19 protein-coding genes and 1 pseudogene are annotated in these 19799 nt (G+C 53.7%); 16 read left to right on the top strand and 4 right to left on the bottom strand.

The genetic code is table 11. The annotated features are described in order from the left end of the window. Positions 1–231 precede the first annotated feature (231 nt). The 5 genes from yjbE to psiE all read left to right on the top strand — a co-directional run bounded on the left by yjbE (position 232) and on the right by psiE (position 4559). Positions 232–474: an exopolysaccharide production protein YjbE gene (gene yjbE, locus ACLJR2_RS21210; protein WP_001541297.1), complete on the top strand. Its 243-nt coding sequence runs from the start codon at positions 232–234 to the stop codon at positions 472–474. A 63-nt stretch (positions 475–537) separates the two neighbouring features. After that, on the top strand, positions 538–1176 hold the full coding sequence (locus ACLJR2_RS21205) for a YjbF family lipoprotein (RefSeq protein ID WP_000824800.1): 639 nt from the start codon (positions 538–540) through the stop codon (positions 1174–1176). Further along, positions 1173–1910: a capsule biosynthesis GfcC family protein gene (locus ACLJR2_RS21200; RefSeq protein ID WP_000977967.1), complete on the top strand. Its 738-nt coding sequence runs from the start codon at positions 1173–1175 to the stop codon at positions 1908–1910. The genes ACLJR2_RS21205 and ACLJR2_RS21200 overlap by 4 nt, the downstream gene beginning before the upstream one ends. After that, a complete protein-coding gene (locus tag ACLJR2_RS21195; protein WP_000750802.1) occupies positions 1910–4006 on the top strand; it encodes a YjbH domain-containing protein in 2097 nt (698 codons plus the stop codon). Before ACLJR2_RS21200 ends, ACLJR2_RS21195 begins: the two co-directional genes overlap by 1 nt. 142 nt (positions 4007–4148) lie before the next feature. Continuing rightward, positions 4149–4559, top strand: coding sequence for a phosphate-starvation-inducible protein PsiE (gene psiE / locus ACLJR2_RS21190; protein ID WP_000982752.1), 411 nt, complete (start codon positions 4149–4151; stop codon positions 4557–4559). Positions 4560–4724: 165 nt separating this feature from the next. On the opposite strand, the gene malG is transcribed toward psiE, so the two are convergent. Together malG and malF are read right to left on the bottom strand one after the other, a co-directional pair. Further along, positions 4725–5615, bottom strand: a complete 891-nt coding sequence (gene malG, locus ACLJR2_RS21185; RefSeq protein ID WP_001252085.1) for a maltose ABC transporter permease MalG — start codon at positions 5613–5615, stop codon at positions 4725–4727. A 14-nt stretch (positions 5616–5629) separates the two neighbouring features. Next, positions 5630–7174, bottom strand: a complete 1545-nt coding sequence (malF, locus tag ACLJR2_RS21180; protein ID WP_000382570.1) for a maltose ABC transporter permease MalF — start codon at positions 7172–7174, stop codon at positions 5630–5632. Positions 7175–7216: 42 nt separating this feature from the next. Between malF and ACLJR2_RS21175 the strand changes: the two are divergent. Continuing rightward, positions 7217–7357: pseudogene (locus tag ACLJR2_RS21175) on the top strand (hypothetical protein); the annotation flags it as partial. On the opposite strand, the gene malE reads toward ACLJR2_RS21175, so the two are convergent. Continuing rightward, positions 7306–8496, bottom strand: coding sequence for a maltose/maltodextrin ABC transporter substrate-binding protein MalE (gene malE / locus ACLJR2_RS21170; RefSeq protein WP_000695415.1), 1191 nt, complete (start codon positions 8494–8496; stop codon positions 7306–7308). The pseudogene ACLJR2_RS21175 and the gene malE sit on opposite strands and share 52 nt — an antisense overlap. Positions 8497–8857: 361 nt before the next feature. Between malE and malK the strand changes: the two genes are divergently transcribed. The 5 genes from malK to ubiA all read left to right on the top strand — a co-directional run bounded on the left by malK (position 8858) and on the right by ubiA (position 14060). Then, on the top strand, positions 8858–9967 hold the full coding sequence (gene malK / locus ACLJR2_RS21165; protein ID WP_000179175.1) for a maltose/maltodextrin ABC transporter ATP-binding protein MalK: 1110 nt from the start codon (positions 8858–8860) through the stop codon (positions 9965–9967). A gap of 88 nt (positions 9968–10055) precedes the next feature. Further along, the gene (locus ACLJR2_RS21160) at positions 10056–11414 is read left to right on the top strand and encodes a maltoporin (RefSeq protein WP_000973642.1); all 1359 of its coding nucleotides are present in this window, start codon (positions 10056–10058) and stop codon (positions 11412–11414) included. Positions 11415–11577: 163 nt separating this feature from the next. Next, positions 11578–12495 (top strand): maltose operon protein MalM, encoded by a 918-nt coding sequence (gene malM, locus ACLJR2_RS21155; RefSeq protein WP_000782497.1) that lies wholly within the window; start codon positions 11578–11580, stop codon positions 12493–12495. Positions 12496–12676: 181 nt separating this feature from the next. Continuing rightward, positions 12677–13174, top strand: a complete 498-nt coding sequence (ubiC, locus tag ACLJR2_RS21150; RefSeq protein WP_000019219.1) for a chorismate lyase — start codon at positions 12677–12679, stop codon at positions 13172–13174. A 13-nt stretch (positions 13175–13187) separates the two neighbouring features. Next, positions 13188–14060: a 4-hydroxybenzoate octaprenyltransferase gene (gene ubiA / locus ACLJR2_RS21145; RefSeq protein ID WP_000455246.1), complete on the top strand. Its 873-nt coding sequence runs from the start codon at positions 13188–13190 to the stop codon at positions 14058–14060. A 98-nt stretch (positions 14061–14158) separates the two neighbouring features. On the opposite strand, the gene plsB is transcribed toward ubiA, so the two are convergent. Continuing rightward, positions 14159–16579, bottom strand: a complete 2421-nt coding sequence (gene plsB / locus ACLJR2_RS21140; protein WP_000017360.1) for a glycerol-3-phosphate 1-O-acyltransferase PlsB — start codon at positions 16577–16579, stop codon at positions 14159–14161. 170 nt (positions 16580–16749) lie between these two features. On the opposite strand from plsB, the gene ACLJR2_RS21135 reads away from it, so the two are divergent. The 5 genes from ACLJR2_RS21135 (at position 16750) to ACLJR2_RS21115 (ending at position 19679) form a co-directional block, all read left to right on the top strand. Next, positions 16750–17118, top strand: a complete 369-nt coding sequence (locus ACLJR2_RS21135; RefSeq protein ID WP_000002900.1) for a diacylglycerol kinase — start codon at positions 16750–16752, stop codon at positions 17116–17118. A 108-nt stretch (positions 17119–17226) separates the two neighbouring features. Beyond that, positions 17227–17835: a transcriptional repressor LexA gene (gene lexA / locus ACLJR2_RS21130; protein WP_000646080.1), complete on the top strand. Its 609-nt coding sequence runs from the start codon at positions 17227–17229 to the stop codon at positions 17833–17835. A 177-nt stretch (positions 17836–18012) separates the two neighbouring features. Then, on the top strand, positions 18013–19338 hold the full coding sequence (gene dinF / locus ACLJR2_RS21125; RefSeq protein ID WP_001128113.1) for an MATE family efflux transporter DinF: 1326 nt from the start codon (positions 18013–18015) through the stop codon (positions 19336–19338). After that, a complete protein-coding gene (locus ACLJR2_RS21120) occupies positions 19335–19448 on the top strand; it encodes a hypothetical protein (protein WP_001575282.1) in 114 nt (37 codons plus the stop codon). The genes dinF and ACLJR2_RS21120 overlap by 4 nt, the downstream gene beginning before the upstream one ends. A 21-nt stretch (positions 19449–19469) precedes the next feature. Beyond that, positions 19470–19679: a CsbD family protein gene (locus ACLJR2_RS21115; RefSeq protein ID WP_001030592.1), complete on the top strand. Its 210-nt coding sequence runs from the start codon at positions 19470–19472 to the stop codon at positions 19677–19679. Positions 19680–19799 lie beyond the last annotated feature (120 nt).

The raw sequence follows: 19799 nt of genomic DNA, 5'->3' as shown, positions 1-19799 counted from the left end.
CGTTATTTTCAGATTATACGGATGCTGATGTCTTTTAGTTTAATTTTAACTTATTGATTTTATTTGTTTGTTAATTAAATAATGTAGGCGTTACTTCTTTAAAGTTTAATTATCCTAAAACTTCGATGTTATTTCTCCCGGGCATAATCCGCCTGCTTTGGTTGTGTATACTCGGTAGCGCCCGAAATTCTTTTGGGTAAATCTCCATTCATTCAATGAAGGGAAATTATGATGAAAAAAGTACTGTATGGCATTTTTGCCATAACCGCGCTTGCGGCGACATCTGTCTCGGCAGCCCCCGTTCAGGTGGGTGAAGCGGCAGGGTCGGCAGCGACGTCGGTATCGGCGGGAAGCTCCTCCGCTACCAGCGTTAGCACCGTAAGTTCGGCGGTGGGCGTCGCGTTAGCGGCAACCGGCGGCGGCGATGGTTCCAATACCGGGACCACGACCACCACGACCACCAGTACCCAGTAGTATCGGTACGTTTAACCATAACCACACTCCGGTGTGGTTATTTTGCCCCTCTGGAGAAGCGTCGTGAAGCGACTCGCACTTATCCTGATTTGCCTGCTATTACAGGCGTGTTCGGCCACCACTAAAGGCCTGGGCGATTCACTGTGGGACAGTTTGTTCGGTACGCCAGGCGTACAGCTAACGGATGACGATATTCAAAACATGCCGTATGCCAGCCAGTACATGCAGCTTAACGGCGGTCCTCAACTGTTTGTGGTGCTCGCTTTCTCGGAAAACGGGCAGCAGAAATGGGTGACGCAGGATGGCGCGACGATCGTGACGCAGCATGGCCGTCTGGTCAAAACTCTGCTCGGCGGCGACAACCTGATCGATGTGAATAATCTGGCGACCGACCCGCTGGCGAAACCAGGACAGATTATCGATGGCGCGACCTGGACTCGCACCCTGGGCTGGACCGAACATCGCCAGGTGCGTTACGCCACCGCCCGTTCCGTTTTTACATGGCGAGGGACCGATAGAGTGAACGTCGGCAGTGAGGAAACCGCCGTGCGGGTGTTAGATGAAGAAGTGACGACCGATCAAACGCGCTGGCGTAATCGCTACTGGGTTGATAGCGAAGGCCAAATTCGCCAGACGGAACAGTATCTGGGCGCGAATTACTTTCCGGTGAAAACCACGCTGATTAAGGCGGCAAAATCATGATGAAAAGGACGATAAGCGCGCTGGCGCTGGCCTTTGTCGCGTCATCCGCCTTTGCCAGCGGCACTGTTACCGTTTTTACCCAGGGTAATAGCGAGCCTAAAACGCTGACAGACGCTGAGCGTCTGCTCGATTTAGTCGGACAGCCGCGCCTGGCAACGAGCTGGTGGCCTGCGGCGGTGATAGGCGAAGAACAGGCGACCGTGACGGCGCGTCAGCAGCAGCAGGAACTTCTCGGGCGACTGGCGGCGCTCGGCGCTGAGGAAGACGGCGATGCGGCGGCGGCGATAAACACACTGCGCCGACAGATTCAGGCGGTGAAGGTGACGGGCAGACAATTCGTGAATCTTGATCCTGACGTGGTGCGGGTGAGCGAACGAGGTAACCCGCCGCTGCAAGGTCACTACACGCTCTGGGTCGGGCCGCAACCCACGCAGGTGACGCTCTTTGGCTTGATTAGCCAGCTGGGCAGCCAGCCGTTCGTCCCTGGGCGGGACGTCGCCAGTTATCTTGAGGGGCAGCGCTTACTCAGCGGCGCGGATCGTAGCTATGCCTGGGTGGTTTACCCTGATGGACGCAGCCAAAAAGCGCCGGTGGCTTACTGGAATAAACGTCATATCGAGCCGATGCCCGGCAGCATTATTTTTGTCGGTTTTGCCGATTCCCTTTGGCGCGGCACGCCGGAGGCGATAAATGCCGACATTCTTCATACCCTGACGCAGCGGATACCGGAATAATGAAAAAAACACATCTGCTCAGCGTGCTGGCGCTGGGTATTAGCGCGGCCTGCCATGCCGAAACATATCCAGCCCCTGTCGGGCCTTCACAATCTGACTTTGGCGGCGTGGGCCTGCTGCAAACGCCGACAGCGCGTATGGCGCGTGAAGGGGAGATGAGCCTGAACTATCGCGATAACGATCAGTACCGCTACTACTCGGCTTCGGTTCAGCTTTTCCCGTGGCTGGAAACCACGTTGCGCTATACCGATGTCCGTACGAAAAAGTACAGCAGCGTGGAATCATTCTCCGGCGACCAGACTTACAAAGATAAAGCGTTTGATGTGAAACTGCGGTTGTGGGAAGAGAGTTACTGGATGCCGCAGGTGGCGGTTGGCGCGCGCGATATCGGCGGGACGGGGCTGTTTGATGCGGAATATATTGTAGCGAGTAAGGCCTGGGGGCCGTTTGATTTTTCATTAGGTCTCGGCTGGGGCTATCTTGGCACCAGCGGCAATGTGTCTAATCCTTTCTGTTCGTATAGTGATAAATTCTGTTCGCGTGATAACAGCTATAAAGAGGCAGGTTCCGTCGACGGTAGCGATATGTTTCACGGCCCGGCCTCGCTGTTTGGCGGCGTGGAATACCAGACCCCGTGGCAACCGCTACGCCTGAAGCTGGAGTATGAAGGCAATAACTATCAGCAGGATTTTGCGGGTAAACTGGAACAGAAGAGCAAGTTTAACGTCGGCGCCATTTACCGCGTCACCGATTGGGCCGACGTTAACCTCAGCTACGAGCGCGGCAACACCTTTATGTTTGGCGTCACGCTGCGCACCAATTTCAACGATTTACGTCCCGCGTATCATGACAATTCACGCCCGCAATACCGACCACAGCCGCAGGATGCCATCCTGCAACATTCGGTAGTGGCTAATCAATTAACGTTATTGAAATATAATGCCGGTCTGGCGGACCCGAAAATCCAGGTCAAAGGCGATACGCTGTACGTTACCGGTGAACAGGTGAAGTACCGCGACTCCCGTGAAGGGATCGTGCGCGCTAACCGGATCGTCATGAACGATCTGCCGGAGGGGATCCGCACGATCCGCGTGACGGAAAACCGCCTTAATCTGCCGCAGGTCACCACTGAAACCGATGTCGCCAGCCTGAAACGCCATCTGGAAGGCGAACCGCTGGGACATGAAACCCCGCTGGCGCAAAAACGCGTAGAGCCGATCGTGCCAGAGAGTACTGAACAGGGCTGGTATATCGACAAGTCGCGCGTTGATTTTCATCTTGATCCCGTGCTGAATCAGTCGGTAGGCGGCCCGGAAAACTTCTATATGTATCAGTTGGGCGTAATGGGAACTGCGGATCTGTGGGTCACGGATCATCTGCTCACCACGGGCAGCGTGTTTGCCAATATCGCCAACAACTACGACAAATTTAACTACACCAATCCGCCGAAGGACTCGCATCTGCCGCGGGTGCGTACGCATGTCCGTGAGTATGTGCAGAACGATGTTTATGTGAATAACCTACAGGCCAACTACTTCCAGTATTTTGGCAATGGTTTCTATGGGCAGGCCTATGGCGGTTATCTGGAGACCATGTTTGGCGGTGCCGGGGCGGAAGTCCTGTATCGCCCGGTAGACAGCAATTGGGCGTTTGGCCTGGATGCCAACTACGTGAAACAGCGTGACTGGCGTAGCGCGCAGGATATGATGAAGTTTACCGATTACAGCGTGAAGACCGGACATTTGACCGCATACTGGACGCCGTCGTTCGCCCAGGATGTGCTGGTGAAAGCCAGCGTTGGTCAGTATCTGGCGGGCGATAAAGGCGGTACGCTGGAGATCGCCAAACGCTTCGATAGCGGCGTCGTTGTCGGCGGTTACGCGACGATTACCGATGCGTCGCCGGATGAATATGGGGAAGGGGATTTTACCAAAGGCGTATATGTTTCCGTGCCGCTGGATCTCTTCTCGTCCGGCCCAACCCGAAGTCGTGCGGCAATTGGCTGGACGCCGCTGACGCGTGACGGTGGTCAACAGCTTGGCCGTAAGTTTGGCCTGTATGATATGACCAGTGACAGGAGCGTAAATTTCCGTTAATACTCTGGCCGGATAAGGCGTTCACGGCGCTATCCGGCAAATTACCTTATTGAACAAAATATAAACATAAATAAAAAATATAGATGCCCGTCACATTTGTGCGTTATACAGAAACCTCGCCGCAGAGAAAGAGGGGGCTGTTATGATGCCATTATCGCGCTCACGTCTTGAGTTTATCGCCACGATTTTACAAAACGTACTAAATTTGGGGCTGCTTACCCTCGGTCTGATCCTGGTCGTTTTTCTCGGTAAAGAGACGGTGCATCTGGCGGATGCATTATTCGTGCCTGAGCAAGCCAGCAAATATGAACTGGTGGAAGGGCTGGTGATCTACTTTCTTTATTTCGAATTTATTGCGCTGATTGTGAAGTACTTTAAGTCTGGCCTTCACTTTCCGCTGCGCTATTTCGTGTACATTGGGATCACGGCGATTGTGCGCCTGATCATTGTCGATCATAAAACGCCAATGGATGTATTACTCTATTCGGCGGCGATCCTCCTGTTGGTTATCACGTTGTGGTTATGTAATTCGAACCGACTACGGCGAGAATAGGCGTCGCCACACCGTAACGGACGTACGGCGTGTCAATAAATTAGCCGCTGTCTATAACGCATAAAAAAAGCGCTCCGAAGAGCGCCAAAATACGACCATAAGTGGGGATAACATAAGTTGAGGGCAGTGGCATTGCCCGTTGCCGGGCAGGTACTTCGATAAAACTTAACCTTTCACACCCCCTGCCGTCAGGCCGTTGACCAGCCAACGTTGCGCCAACAGGAACACCAGGGTGATAGGAATAGCGGAAAGGACGGCGGCGGCGGCAAAGTCGCCCCACAAATAGTTTTGCGGGTTGAGATATTGCTGCATACCCACGGCCAGCGTATAGCTGTCCACATCGCGCAGTAACAACGAGGCGACCGGAACTTCGGTAATCGCCGCGATGAACGACAGAATAAACACCACCGCCAGAATCGGTACGGAAAGCGGCAGCAGCACCAGGCGAAATGCCTGCCACGGGGTTGCGCCATCCAGCGCGGCGGCCTCTTCCAGCGAGCTGTCGATAGTTTCGAAGTAGCCTTTAATCGTCCAGACATGCAGCGCAATGCCGCCAAGATAGGCGAAGATCACGCCGCCATGCGTATTCAGACCGATAAATGGAATGTATTGTCCCAGGCGGTCAAATAACGCATACAGCGCCACCAGAGACAAAACCGCCGGAAACATCTGGAAAATCAGCATCCCTTTGAGCAGTGTTGCTTTACCTGGAAAACGCATTCGTGCGAAAGCGTAGGCGCAGGTGGTGGAGAGCGCTACGATGCCGATGGCGGTAATACCGGCGATTTTCACCGAGTTCCACAGCCACAGCAGTACCGGGAAGGGCGGCGGCGTTACCCGACCATCCGCATGTTCCACGCTGAAACCCAGCGCCAGCCGCCAGTGTTCCCAGGAGATTTTGTCCGGGATCAGGCTTCCGGTGGCGAAGTTCCCTTCACGTAGCGAGATAGCGATGACCATCAGCAGCGGGAACATAATCGCTGCGATGAAAATCAGCAGCCCCAGGTGCGTGATGAGGAGACGCAGTTTCTGAGATTTGGGTTGGACCATAGCCATTGTTATTATCTCCCTTAATCAAACTTCATACGCGTGGCTTTCAGGTTCACTATTGCCAGCGCGCCTACCAGCAGGAAGATCAGCGTGGCAATGGCCGCCGCCAGACCGAAGTCCTGACCGCCGCCGCCTTCAAAGGCGATACGGTAGGTGTAGCTGACGAGCAGATCGGTATAACCGGCAGGCGTGGTGGTGCCGAGACGGTCTGGCCCGCCGTTGGTCAACAGTTGAATCAGGACAAAGTTATTAAAGTTAAAGGCGAAGCTGGCGATCATCAGCGGCGTTAGCGGCTTAATCAGCAGCGGTAAGGTGATCTTAAAGAAATTCTGAAACGGACCGGCGCCGTCCATTGCGGAGGCTTCGTACAGGTCATCCGGAATCGCTTTCAGCAGCCCCATACACAGGATCATCATGTAGGGATAGCCCAGCCAGGTATTCACGATAATCACCATTGCCCGCGCGGTGTTGGGGTCGCTGAACCAGGCAGGTTTAATGCCAAACAGCGCGCTCAGCATCATATTGATTTCGCCAAAGCTTTGGTTGAATAACCCTTTGAAAATCAAAATTGAAATAAACGACGGTACGGCGTAGGGCAGAATCAGCAGGACGCGGTAGATAGCTTTACCTTTCAGCGCTTCCCACTGTACGAGGCAGGCCAATACCATCCCAACCGCCACGGTTAACACCACAGTGAGGACCGAAAAGACCACGGTCCAGACGAAGATAGCGAAAAAGGGCTTCTGGATCCCTTCGTCGGTAAAGACGCGCGTAAAGTTTTTTGCGCCGATAGTAACGGTATAACCAGGACTGAGTTTTTCATCACCCCAGCTTCCGTCGGCGTTGATCGACTGATAATAACCGCTATCGTTATTTGGCCGGTATTTTACGCCGCTCTGGTTATTGGTAAGCAGGCCGTCATCAGCCAGTGTGTACAGCGGACGGGTACCGGAAAACTGACGTAGCGAGCTCATAATCACTTTACTTTCATCCGGCAGGACGGCGGTTATCTGGTTCAGCGCCAGACGGTTCTGGGTGATTATCCGCAGATTGGCGCGTTCGCCGCCCGGCAGGGCATCGGTCTCTTTCAGCTGTAATTTTTGTTCGCCGCCGAAGGAAAATGCGTCAGACAGGTAATGTTTGCCCGTTTCTCCGTCGGTGAGGGCCAGTTGCCACTCGTCGCCGCTCGGGTAAAGACCGAAGTTATAGGTTTTTCCTGCCTGATAAGAACGGTCCATTAGCACTTGCTGGGCGCGTTCAAAGGTGAGCTGGTTGGTGCTGCTGTAGTTAGTAAAGGCGATAGCGATGGTGCACACCAGCGGGAATAGCACAAACAGCCCCATGCCGGCGAGGCCAGGGTAAACGTAGCGCCAGGCGTAGGTTTTACGATTTGCGAAAATATACAGGCCAGCAGAGCTTAAAATCAGCGTCATGATGGCGAACAGATACTCCCCTTGTACGTACATTAAAACTACAAGGTAACCCACCAGCAGGCCCAGCAGACCAATTACTGACCATTTAAGCTGGTCGCTTTGCCACCAGTGTTTCTTTTTAATGACATCCATGGGGGTTTTCCTCTACAGCGTTGAAACTTCCTGGCCGGAGATGTGCCTGATGGCGCTGCGCTTATCAGGCCTACGGTGTGTTGTAGGCCGGATAAGGCATTTATGCCGCCATCCGGCACAGGCTCGCGGCATTACTTAGTGATACGGCTTTGTGCATCTTTCAGCGCGGCATCCACGGTTTGACGGCCGCTGGCGGCGTTGATCACAGCCGTACGTACCGCATACCAGAAGGCGGACATTTGCGGAATATTAGGCATGATCTCGCCTTTCTGGGCGTTATCCATGGTGGCAGCGATACGGGGGTCTTTCGCTAACTGCTCCTGGAAAGATTTCAGCGCCACGGCGCCCAGCGGTTTATCTTTGTTCACCGCCTCCAGACCCTGATCGGTCAGCAGGTAGTTTTCGAGGAACTCTTTCGCCAGCTCTTTATTCGGGCTGGCAGCGTTAATCCCCGCGCTCAGCACGCCGACGAACGGTTTCGAGGGTTTACCTTTGAAGGTCGGCAGCAGGGTGACACCGTAGTTGACTTTGCTCTTGTCGATGTTCGACCATGCCCACGGGCCGTTGATGGTCATTGCCGTTTCGCCTTTATTGAAGGCTGCTTCGGCGATGGAGTAATCGGTATCGGCGCTCATATTTTTGTTCTTGATCATATCGATCAGGAAAGTCAGGCCCGCTTTCGCGCCGGCGTTGTCGACGCCAACGTCTTTCACGTCATACTTGCCGTTTTCAAATTTGAACGCGTAACCGCCGTCAGCAGCGATCAAAGGCCAGGTGAAATACGGCTCTTGCAGGTTGAACATTATCGCCGACTTCCCTTTCGCTTTTAGTTCTTTATCCAGCGCCGGGATCTCTTCCCAGGTTTTCGGCGGGTTCGGGACGAGGTCTTTGTTATAAATCAGGGAGAGGGCTTCAACGGCGATGGGGTAGGCGATCAGCTTGCCGTTATAACGTACCGCATCCCAGGTGAACGGATAGAGTTTGTCCTGAAACGCTTTATCCGGAGTAACCTCCGCCAGCAGACCAGACTGCGCGTAGCCGCCAAAACGGTCGTGCGCCCAGAAGATAATGTCAGGACCGTCGCCGGTGGCTGCCACCTGCGGGAATTTCTCTTCCAGCTTATCCGGGTGCTCAACGGTCACTTTAATACCGGTGTCTTGCTCAAATTTTTTACCGACCTCGGCCAGACCGTTATAGCCCTTGTCGCCGTTGATCCAGATAACCAGTTTACCTTCTTCAATTTTGGCGAGAGCCGGGGCGGAAATCATCATCGTCGTAAGTGCGGATAATGCGAGGATGCCTACGCCAGTTTTAATCTTCATATCTCCCATCCTTTTTGGTGATGTACACAGAGGTGGTTTAACGGTCTCTAGTTTCTTTATACGACAACCTCTTTCCATCCTCCCTACCCCTACGCCCCACCCCGGCTTTATGTGATCTGTGTTGCATAAATGTGAGTAATGCGTGCTGGCGCACACAAAAACACGCCGATTTTTGCGGGCGGCATCACGAAATTCCTTTTCTGTCCGCGCCCGTGGTCTCAGGCGCTGTGTCCTCATCCTCCCGCCTCCTCCCCCATAAAAAAGCCGGGGGGTGGAGGATTTACCCCAGTCAGGGATCGCGCATAGTCAGGCCATCATGAATGTTGCTGTCAATGACAGGTTGTAACGAAGGGAGAAAGGCATGGCGAGCGTACAGCTACGAAATGTAACGAAAGCCTGGGGTGACGTGGTGGTATCGAAAGATATTAACCTCGATATCCATGACGGGGAGTTCGTGGTGTTTGTCGGACCGTCAGGCTGTGGTAAATCGACCTTGCTGCGTATGATCGCCGGGCTTGAAACCATCACCAGTGGCGACCTGTTTATCGGGGAAACCCGTATGAATGATATTCCGCCTGCCGAGCGCGGCGTGGGCATGGTATTCCAGTCTTATGCGCTCTATCCCCATCTCTCCGTTGCAGAAAACATGTCTTTCGGCCTCAAGCTGGCGGGCGCCAAAAAAGAGGTAATGAATCAACGCGTCAACCAGGTGGCGGAAGTGCTGCAACTGGCGCATCTGCTGGAACGTAAGCCAAAAGCGCTTTCCGGCGGGCAGCGTCAGCGCGTAGCGATTGGCCGCACGCTGGTGGCGGAGCCGCGTGTGTTTTTGCTGGATGAACCGCTCTCTAACCTGGACGCCGCGCTGCGCGTGCAGATGCGTATTGAAATTTCTCGCCTGCATAAACGTCTGGGCCGCACGATGATTTACGTCACCCACGATCAGGTCGAGGCGATGACGCTGGCCGACAAAATCGTGGTGCTGGACGCCGGTCGCGTCGCGCAGGTCGGTAAGCCGCTGGAGCTGTACCACTATCCGGCGGACCGTTTTGTCGCGGGCTTCATCGGCTCGCCGAAGATGAACTTCCTGCCGGTGAAAGTGACCGCCACCGCGATTGAACAAGTCCAGGTCGAACTGCCGAATCGCCAGCAAATCTGGCTGCCAGTCGAAAGTCGCGGCGTGCAGGTCGGCGCCAATATGTCTTTAGGCATTCGGCCGGAACACCTGCTGCCGAGCGATATCGCCGATGTCACCCTGGAAGGCGAAGTCCAGGTGGTCGAGCAGTTAGGGCACGAAACACAAATTCATATCCAGATCCCCGCCATCCGTCAAAACCTGGTTTATCGCCAGAATGACGTGGTGTTGGTAGAAGAGGGCGCCACATTCGCTATCGGCCTGCTGCCAGAGCGCTGTCATCTGTTCCGCGAGGATGGCAGCGCATGTCGTCGTCTGCATCAAGAGCCGGGTGTTTAAGGCCTCCATAAAAAAACGAAACGCAAAACCATTCGCAGTTTTAGAAGGTGGCAGCGTTTAAAGAAAAGCAATGATCTCAGGAGATAGAATGATGATTACTCTGCGCAAACTCCCACTGGCGGTTGCTGTCGCAGCGGGCGTAATGTCCGCTCAGGCAATGGCTGTCGATTTCCACGGTTACGCCCGTTCCGGTATTGGCTGGACGGGAAGCGGCGGCGAACAACAGTGTTTCCAGGCAACGGGTGCCCAAAGTAAATACCGTCTTGGTAACGAATGTGAAACCTATGCGGAACTGAAACTGGGCCAGGAAGTGTGGAAAGAGGGCGATAAGAGCTTCTATTTCGACACCAACGTCGCCTATTCGGTTAATCAGCAGAACGACTGGGAATCGACCGATCCCGCCTTCCGCGAAGCGAACGTGCAGGGTAAAAACCTGATTGAATGGCTGCCGGGCTCTACCATCTGGGCCGGTAAGCGCTTCTATCAGCGTCATGACGTACACATGATCGACTTCTACTACTGGGATATTTCAGGTCCTGGCGCAGGTATCGAAAATATCGATCTGGGCTTCGGTAAGCTTTCACTGGCGGCGACCCGCTCTACTGAAGCGGGCGGCTCTTACACCTTCAGCAGCCAGAATATTTATGATGAAGTGAAAGATACCGCTAACGACGTCTTTGACGTACGTCTGGCTGGTCTGCAAACGAACCCGGACGGCGTACTGGAGCTGGGCGTTGATTACGGTCGCGCCAATACGACCGATGGTTATAAGCTGGCGGATGGGGCATCGAAAGACGGCTGGATGTTCACCGCCGAACATACGCAAAGCATGTTGAAAGGCTATAACAAGTTTGTCGTGCAATATGCCACCGATGCCATGACCACGCAGGGTAAAGGCCAGGCGCGCGGTTCCGACGGTTCTTCATCTTTCACTGAAGAATTACCTGATGGAACCAAAATTAATTATGCCAATAAGGTCATCAATAATAATGGCGATATGTGGCGTATTTTGGATCATGGCGCCATCTCGCTTGGTGATAAATGGGATTTGATGTACGTCGGTATGTACCAGAATATCGATTGGGATAATAACCTGGGTACTGAGTGGTGGACCGTGGGCGTACGTCCAATGTACAAGTGGACGCCAATCATGAGTACCCTGCTGGAAGTCGGCTACGACAACGTGAAATCTCAGCAGACCGGCGATCGTAACAATCAATATAAAATCACCCTGGCGCAACAGTGGCAGGCGGGCGACAGCATCTGGTCGCGTCCGGCTATCCGTATTTTCGCCACCTACGCGAAATGGGATGAGAAGTGGGGCTATATCAAAGACGGCGATAACATTTCCCGTTATGCCGCAGCGACTAACTCCGGCATTTCCACCAACAGCCGTGGCGATAGCGATGAGTGGACCTTCGGCGCCCAGATGGAAATCTGGTGGTAATACGATGGTCATCTGACGTAACGAGGGGCGCAAGCCCCTCTGAAACATCAGGTCTGATGATGCTTGTAAGCCGAATAAGGCGCCAGCCGCTATTCGGCGATATGTTTGGGTTGGCGCGCTATTGCCTGGCTACCGCTGAACCCGCCTTATTGAGGTGAGAATAATGAAAATGAAGAAAAGTCTCGTCGCCCTCTGTTTAACCGCAGGGCTGTTCGCCAGCGTGCCGGGTATCAGCCTGGCGGAAGTGAACTATGTACCGCAAAATACCAGCGCCGCGCCCGCTATTCCTGCTGCTGCGCTACAGCAATTAACCTGGACGCCTGTAGATCAGTCAAAAACGCAGTCTACCCAACTGGCGACTGGCGGCCAGCGCCTTGACGTCGCCGGCATTACCGGCCCGGTCGCCGCTTATAGCGTTCCGGCGAATATCGGCGAGCTGACATTAACTCTGACCAGCGAGGTCAATAAGCAAGCCAGCGTTTTTGCGCCAAACGTGTTGATTCTTGACCAAAATATGACACCTTCGGCGTTCTTCCCCAGCAGTTACTTTACTTATCAGCAGCCGGGCGTCATGAGCGCAGACCGGCTGGAAGGCGTGATGCGCCTGACGCCTGCGTTGGGGCAGCAGAAACTCTATGTTCTGGTGTTTACGACCGAAAAAGATCTTCAGCAAACTACTACGCTGCTCGATCCGGCAAAAGCCTATGCCAAAGGCGTCGGTAACTCTATCCCGGATATTCCCGATCCAGTTGCTCGCCATACCACTGACGGCGTGGTGAAACTGAAGGTGAAAACCAACAGCAGCTCCAGCGTATTGGTCGGGCCGTTGTTTGGCTCGTCCGGTACCGGGCCGGTAACGGTAGGCAATACCGCCGCGCCGGTCGCTGCGCCAGCGCCAGTCGCGCCGAAGAAAAGCGAACCGATGTTGAACGATACGGAAAGCTACTTTAATAAAGCGATTAAGGATGCCGTAGCGAAAGGCGACGTCGATAAAGCGCTGAAACTGCTTGATGAGGCCGAACGTCTGGGATCGACATCTGCCCGTTCCACCTTTATCAGCAGTGTAAAAGGCAAGGGGTAGTTGTTTCCCCACAGTGCTGATTTTGCAGCAACTGGTGCGTCTCCTGGCGCACCTTTTTTTATCATTTCATGCGAATTTGTTATTTTTTTGTTGCGCAACAGATCACTTAATTGTGATTGCGCCCCCCGTAATGTCTTTTCTGAGATACAATGACTTTAGGTTATGAATCGGAGAGTAAGGCATGTCACACCCTGCGTTAACGCAACTGCGTGCGCTGCGCTATTTTGATGCGATTCCTGCGCTTGAACCCCATTTGCTGGACTGGCTGTTGCTGGAAGATTCTATGACTAAACGTTTTGAGCAGCAGGGAAAGCGGGTAAGCGTGACGCTGATTCGGGAAGCGTTTGTCGGCCAAAGTGAGGTCGAGGAAGCATCAGGTTTACTGCCATCCGAATCCCGCTACTGGTTACGTGAGATACTGCTTTGCGCTGACGGCGAGCCCTGGCTTGCCGGACGTACCGTGGTACCGGAATCCACGCTGTGCGGACCTGAACAGGTCTTACAACATCTGGGTAAAACCCCGCTTGGACGTTATCTATTTACATCATCGACACTGACCCGCGATTTTATTGAAATTGGACGCGATGCAACGCTGTGGGGGCGCCGCTCTCGACTGCGGTTGAGCGGAAAACCGCTGTTGCTTACCGAGCTTTTTTTACCTGCATCGCCGCTGTACTGAGAGGAAGATAAAGATGGAGTGGAGTCTGACGCAGAGTAAGCTGCTGGCGTTTCACCGTTTGATGCGTACAGATAAGCCTATTGGCGCGTTGCTGCTGCTCTGGCCGACGCTTTGGGCGCTATGGGTGGCGACGCCGGGTATGCCTCAGCTGTGGATTTTGGCAGTTTTTGTCGCTGGCGTGTGGTTAATGCGCGCGGCGGGCTGCGTGGTGAATGATTATGCCGATCGTAAATTTGACGGACATGTAAAACGTACGGTCAACCGACCTTTACCCAGCGGCGCCGTGACAGAGAAAGAAGCGCGCAACCTGTTTGTGGTGCTGGTGCTGCTGGCGTTTCTGTTGGTGCTGACGCTGAACGCCATGACGATTCTGCTTTCCGTGGCGGCGCTGGCGTTGGCCTGGGTTTATCCCTTTATGAAACGCTACACCCACCTGCCGCAGGTCGTGCTGGGGGCCGCTTTCGGCTGGTCAATCCCCATGGCGTTCGCCGCGGTGAGCGAATCCCTGCCATTGAGCTGCTGGCTGATGTTCCTCGCCAATATTCTCTGGGCGGTGGCTTACGATACGCAATATGCGATGGTCGACAGAGATGATGATATCAAGATAGGCATTAAATCGACGGCGATCCTGTTTGGTCGTTATGACACATTGATTATCGGGTTTCTGCAGCTTGGCGTCATGGCGTTAATGGCGCTGATCGGCTGGTTGAATGGTCTGGGATGGGGATATTACTGGTCTGTGCTGGTGGCGGGCGCGCTGTTTGTCTACCAGCAAAAACTGATTGCGAACCGTGAGCGTGAAGCCTGCTTTAAAGCCTTTATGAACAATAACTACGTTGGCCTGGTGCTATTTTTAGGGCTGGCGATGAGTTACTGGCACTTCTGATGTCATGCCGGGCGAACCCGGCCTGCAAAGCCAAAATTTTCAATACGTCATATCAGTCGCCCGATAAGCTTACGCCATCGGGCATTTCAGGCACTGGCTTACTCGCCCTGCGTCGCGCTTTCAATCGTCAGACGGACATCAGAGGTAATCAGATCGGCAAGCATCTGATATATCTTCATCGTTTCTGCCGGCTCGGCATCGCCCGTATCACTGATATAACCCTCATCCCGTAGCGTCAACACGAGTGAACTGAACACCGCTTTGTCGAAAAACTCCGGCGCGTTAATACCGTGCAGGACAGACAGACGTTGCGCCACGGTACGGCTTTCTTTCTCCAGCGTACTGCGGTTGATGGACGGATTGGCGCTCAACAGCCAGAACGTAATGGCATAACGCTGTAGCGTTTCGCGCGCGCCTGCCGCCAGCAGTTGCAGCGTACGGGAATGCGTCGGGTTGATATGCAGTTCATCATCCTGCAGGGTAATTAGCCCCTGACGCTGCATTTCACTGGCCAGCGCGTCAATGACCGAGGCTAACTCCTCGCGCTCCCAGCGCAGGAACAGCTCCGCTTTTAACATCGGATAGAGCGCTTCAACATGCTGCTGCAACGCATCACGCGAAATGCGACGATGCTGGGTGATAATCGCCGCCATCAGCGAAGGCATAATCAACATATGCGCGATATTGTTACGATAGTAGGTCATCAACACCGCCTGCTCGCGCGGCAGGATGATGATATCGCCAATGGTGTCTTTCTCGACCTCAAACTTATTCATCTGCAGCGCGTGAGCGATGAGCTCGCCAGCGCTGGCGGCAGGAACGGTTGAGTCTGTGGAATAAGGAACATTGCGCATCAGATCGAGATAGCAATCAAGCTGCTCGGTGAGCTGCTCGCGGGTGAGCGAGCGCTGACGCGACGCTAACAGCGCGGTACAACACAGGTTCATCGCGTTTGCCGCGCCAGCGTTGTTAATACGCACCATCAGATCGGCGGCGATACTATTTACCGTCGGCGTCAGCCAGGCTGGGCGTATGGCCTCTATAGGGTCGATAGATTCGCGCCACTCCGGCACGTGCTGGTTCAGGTACGTCATGAGCGGCATCGGTTCGCCAAAGTTAACGTAGCCCTGACCCAGATTGCGCAGCTTGCTCAAGCCTTTCAGCATCTGCGGCAGACTCTCTTTCTCTTTTGTCGCGCCGCGCAGCTCTTTCGCATAGGTGCCCACTTCCATGACGTGCTCATAGCCGATGTAAATAGGCACTAACGTAATTGGACGGGTACCGCCGCGCAGCATTGCCTGGATAGTCATCGACAGGGTGCCGGTTTTCGGGTCTAACAAACGTCCGGTACGCGAACGTCCTCCTTCGACAAAATACTCAACCGAGTAACCGCGGCTGAACAGCTCGCCCAGGTATTCGCGAAAGACGGTGGAATAGAGTTTATTCCCCTTAAAGGTGCGACGAATAAAGAACGCGCCCAGACGACGGAAAATCGGGCCAGCGGGCCAGAAATTAAGGTTAATACCGGCGGCAATGTGCGGCGGAACCAGTCCCTGATGGTACAGCACATAAGAAAGGAGCAAGTAGTCCATATGGCTGCGGTGACAGGGCACATAGACGATTTCATGCCCGTCGTGCGCCAGTTGGCGTACGCGCTCGGCGTTATGCACGTTAATCCCCTGGTAAAGTCGGTTCCAGGTAAACCCCAAAATCCTGTCGGTCAAACGAATCATCTCGTAAGAGAAGTTCGCCGCGATCTCTTCCATCAGCGCAATGGCGTTTTGCTGCGCTTTTTCATGAGAGATTTTCTTACTGCGCGCTTCGTCTTCTACCGCGCGGGCGATCGCTTTCGAGGCCAGCAGTTTGTTAAACAGATCCTGACGGGCGGGCAGGCGTGGGCCAACCGCCGCCAGGCGCTGGCGAGCAAAGTGCATACGCGCCACGCGAGCCAGCTTCTGCGCGATGATTTTATCGGTGCCGTGTTCATCAGCCATGCGACGCAATGAGACGGACGGCGAGAATCGGACAAAGCTATCGCGACCCAGCCAGGAGATGGCAAAGAATTTCTGTACGCCGTTCAGCATACGTAAAGGCGGGTTATCTTCTCCCTTTTCACGACCCGGCGCGCGGCCAAACATCACGGAAACGGGCACCATCTGCACGTCCAAAGCCGGATTACTCCGATGCAGATCGAGATAATCGTGAAAAAGTTTCACCGACTCTTCTTTTGGCGTGTAATAGGTAAAGACACGCGGTCCGCCGTGAATAAATACATAGCGTGGCAACAGCGCGCCGTCGATCTCCAGCGGCTCCAGCGGATCCGGGAGATCGTGCGCCAGACATTGCGCCCGCAGCGTCAGTAAGTCCGCTTTTGAGTTGTATGGCAAGACATACATAATGGGGCGAGAAGTATCGAGCCCCAATTCCTGGGCGGGTTCCGCCGGAATAGACTTGCTTTTTACCAGTATGCTTAATGGTAAATTCAGTAATTTGTAGTAAATTCGTGGCCAGCCGGACATAAACGATGTAAAGCCTCTGGTTAATAATGCAAATGCGGTGCAAGGATATCAGAAAGTTTAGCGAATTTCTGTTGTATCCCGTCATACTTCGCGCTGCGTTACGGCAGTTCGAATCGTGCAGGGCAACCGTATAATGTCATTGACGTTAATAATGTAAAAAGGTTCTTTTGATGGCCAATAATACCACTGGATTCACCAGAATTATCAAAGCGGCAGGATATTCCTGGAAAGGATTTCGCGCCGCATGGACTCACGAAGCGGCGTTTCGCCAGGAAAGTATCGCGGTATTGCTGGGCGTCATCATCGCCTGCTGGCTGGATGTGGATGCGATTACCCGTGTGTTATTGATAGGTTCCGTTTTACTTATCATGATTGTTGAAATCCTCAACAGCGCTATTGAAGCGGTCGTGGACCGCATCGGTTCTGAATACCATGAGCTTTCCGGCCGTGCGAAAGATATGGGATCGGCTGCGGTGCTACTGTCTATTTTCGTTGCCCTGATGACCTGGGGCATCCTGTTATGGTCACATTTTCGATAAAGGTTCCAAATTTTATAAATCTCTTGTTTTTTGCGCCGTTTGTGGTTCCAAAATCACCTTTAACTGTATATACTCACAGCATGACTGTATATACACCCAGGGGGCGGAATGAAAGCGTTAACGGCCAGGCAACAAGAGGTGTTTGATCTCATCCGGGATCACATCAGCCAGACAGGTATGCCACCGACGCGTGCGGAAATCGCGCAGCGTTTGGGGTTCCGTTCCCCAAATGCGGCGGAAGAACACCTTAAAGCGCTGGCGCGCAAAGGGGTGCTTGAAATCGTTTCCGGCGCATCGCGAGGTATCCGTCTGTTACAGGAAGAAGAGGACGGATTACCGCTTGTCGGGCGTGTCGCGGCGGGTGAACCGCTTCTGGTGCAGCAGCATATTGAAGGCCATTACCAGGTCGATCCTTCACTGTTCAAACCCAGCGCCGATTTCCTGCTGCGCGTGAGCGGTATGTCGATGAAAGACATCGGTATTATGGATGGGGATTTGCTGGCGGTACATAAAACGCAGGACGTCCGTAATGGCCAGGTGGTTGTCGCTCGCATTGACGATGAAGTGACAGTAAAACGCCTGAAAAAGCAGGGCAATAAAGTGGAGCTGCTGCCGGAAAACAGCGAGTTTACACCGATAGTGGTGGATCTGCGCGAACAAAGCTTTACGATTGAAGGGTTGGCGGTAGGCGTCATTCGCAACGGGGAATGGTTGTAATCTCTTTTGATCTCCTTGTAAGCCGTCATCCGGCAATCGTGCAGCCTGATGGCGCTGCGCTTATCAGGCCTACGGGAATGCAGTTCCTGAGATGATTAACTTGTAGGCCGGATAAGGCGTTACGCCGCCATCCGGCAATGCGCTCGTTTCGTTTAACTCCTTGTCAGGCTTTTCTCCATGCCGCTTTTTACCTCCTCTGATAAAGCTCTCTGGCGTCTCGCGCTGCCGATGATTTTTTCTAACATCACCGTCCCCTTGCTGGGGCTGGTCGATACGGCGGTGATTGGTCATCTGGATAGCCCGGTTTTCCTGGGCGGCGTGGCGGTGGGCGCGACTGCCACCAGCTTTCTTTTCATGCTGCTGCTATTTCTACGTATGAGCACCACCGGCCTAACGGCGCAGGCATTTGGTGCCAAAAATCCACAGGCGTTAGCCCGGGCGCTCATTCAACCGTTATTACTGGCGCTGGGCGCTGGCGTGATGATTGTGCTATTTCGCACGCCGCTTATCGAGCTGGCTTTACATATTGTCGGCGGGAACGACGCTGTCCTGGTGCAGGCGAGACGCTTCCTTGAAATTCGTTGGCTAAGCGCTCCCGCGTCACTGGCGAATCTGGTGCTGCTCGGTTGGCTGTTAGGCGTTCAGTATGCGCGGGCGCCGGTTATCTTGTTGGTCGTGGGCAATATCCTCAACATCGCGCTCGACCTGTGGCTGGTGATGGGACTTCATATGAACGTGCAGGGCGCCGCCCTGGCGACGGTCATCGCAGAATATGCCACGTTACTGATCGGCCTCATGATGGTACGTAAAGTTCTCCATCTCCGCGGTGTGTCGCTGGATATGCTAAAACAGGCCTGGCGCGGCAACGTGCGCCGCCTTTTGGCGCTCAATCGCGATATTATGCTGCGCTCATTGCTCCTTCAGCTTTGTTTTGGCGCAATCACGGTGTCAGGCGCGCGGCTGGGCAGCGATATTATCGCGGTAAATGCAGTCCTGATGACCTTACTCACCTTTACGGCCTATGCGCTGGACGGTTTTGCTTATGCGGTGGAGGCGCACTCCGGTCAGGCTTACGGCGCGCGTGACGGTAGCAAGCTACTGGACGTCTGGCGAGCGGCGTGTCGTCAGTCAGGAATTGTGGCCTTGTTGTTTTCTACAGTCTATGCCCTGGCAGGCGAACATATTGTCGCGTTACTGACCTCATTGCCGCAAATACAGCTACTGGCGGATCGGTATCTTATCTGGCAGGTGGTATTACCGCTGGTGGGCGTATGGTGCTATCTGCTCGACGGTATGTTTATTGGCGCGACGCGCGCCGCCGAAATGCGCAATAGCATGGCAGTCGCCGCGGGAGGATTTGCGCTGACGCTCTTCGCCCTGCCGGTATTAGGAAATCATGGTTTATGGCTGGCATTAACCGTGTTCCTGGCGCTTCGCGGTCTGTCGTTGAGCCTTATCTGGCGTCGTCACTGGCGCGAGGGTACATGGTTTGCCAGATCGTGACGGTTAAAAATTCTGAATATAAAACCGAAGGCCGAATTCCTGCCTACAATTATTATCACGTCCAGCAGAAATTGCAGTGCATTTGGGCGAATAACACCTGCTATTCTTAACCGAATGATGAGGACAAGATGATGAATAAAGACGAAGCCGGCGGTAACTGGAAACAGTTTAAAGGTAAAATGAAAGAACAATGGGGCAAACTGACCGATGACGATATGACCGTTATCGAAGGTAAACGCGACCAACTGGTAGGTAAAATCCAGGAGCGTTACGGTTACCAGAAAGATCAGGCGGAAAAAGAGGTTGTTGACTGGGAAACCCGTAACAACTATCGCTGGTAATATGTTTTCCCCTACCAGGAGGAGAGCGTTCAGAATTCTGTGTCACGTTAAAAATTCTACAGCGTCATCACATTATTCAGCCGCCCTTCAAAATAAATCGCCAACTGCGACAATGTCAAA

The sequence above is a fragment of the Salmonella sp. SAL03688 genome (assembly GCF_046551895.1).
Classification (GTDB): Bacteria; Pseudomonadota; Gammaproteobacteria; order Enterobacterales; family Enterobacteriaceae; genus Salmonella; species Salmonella enterica.
This window is presented reverse-complemented; position numbering and strand designations above follow the sequence as displayed.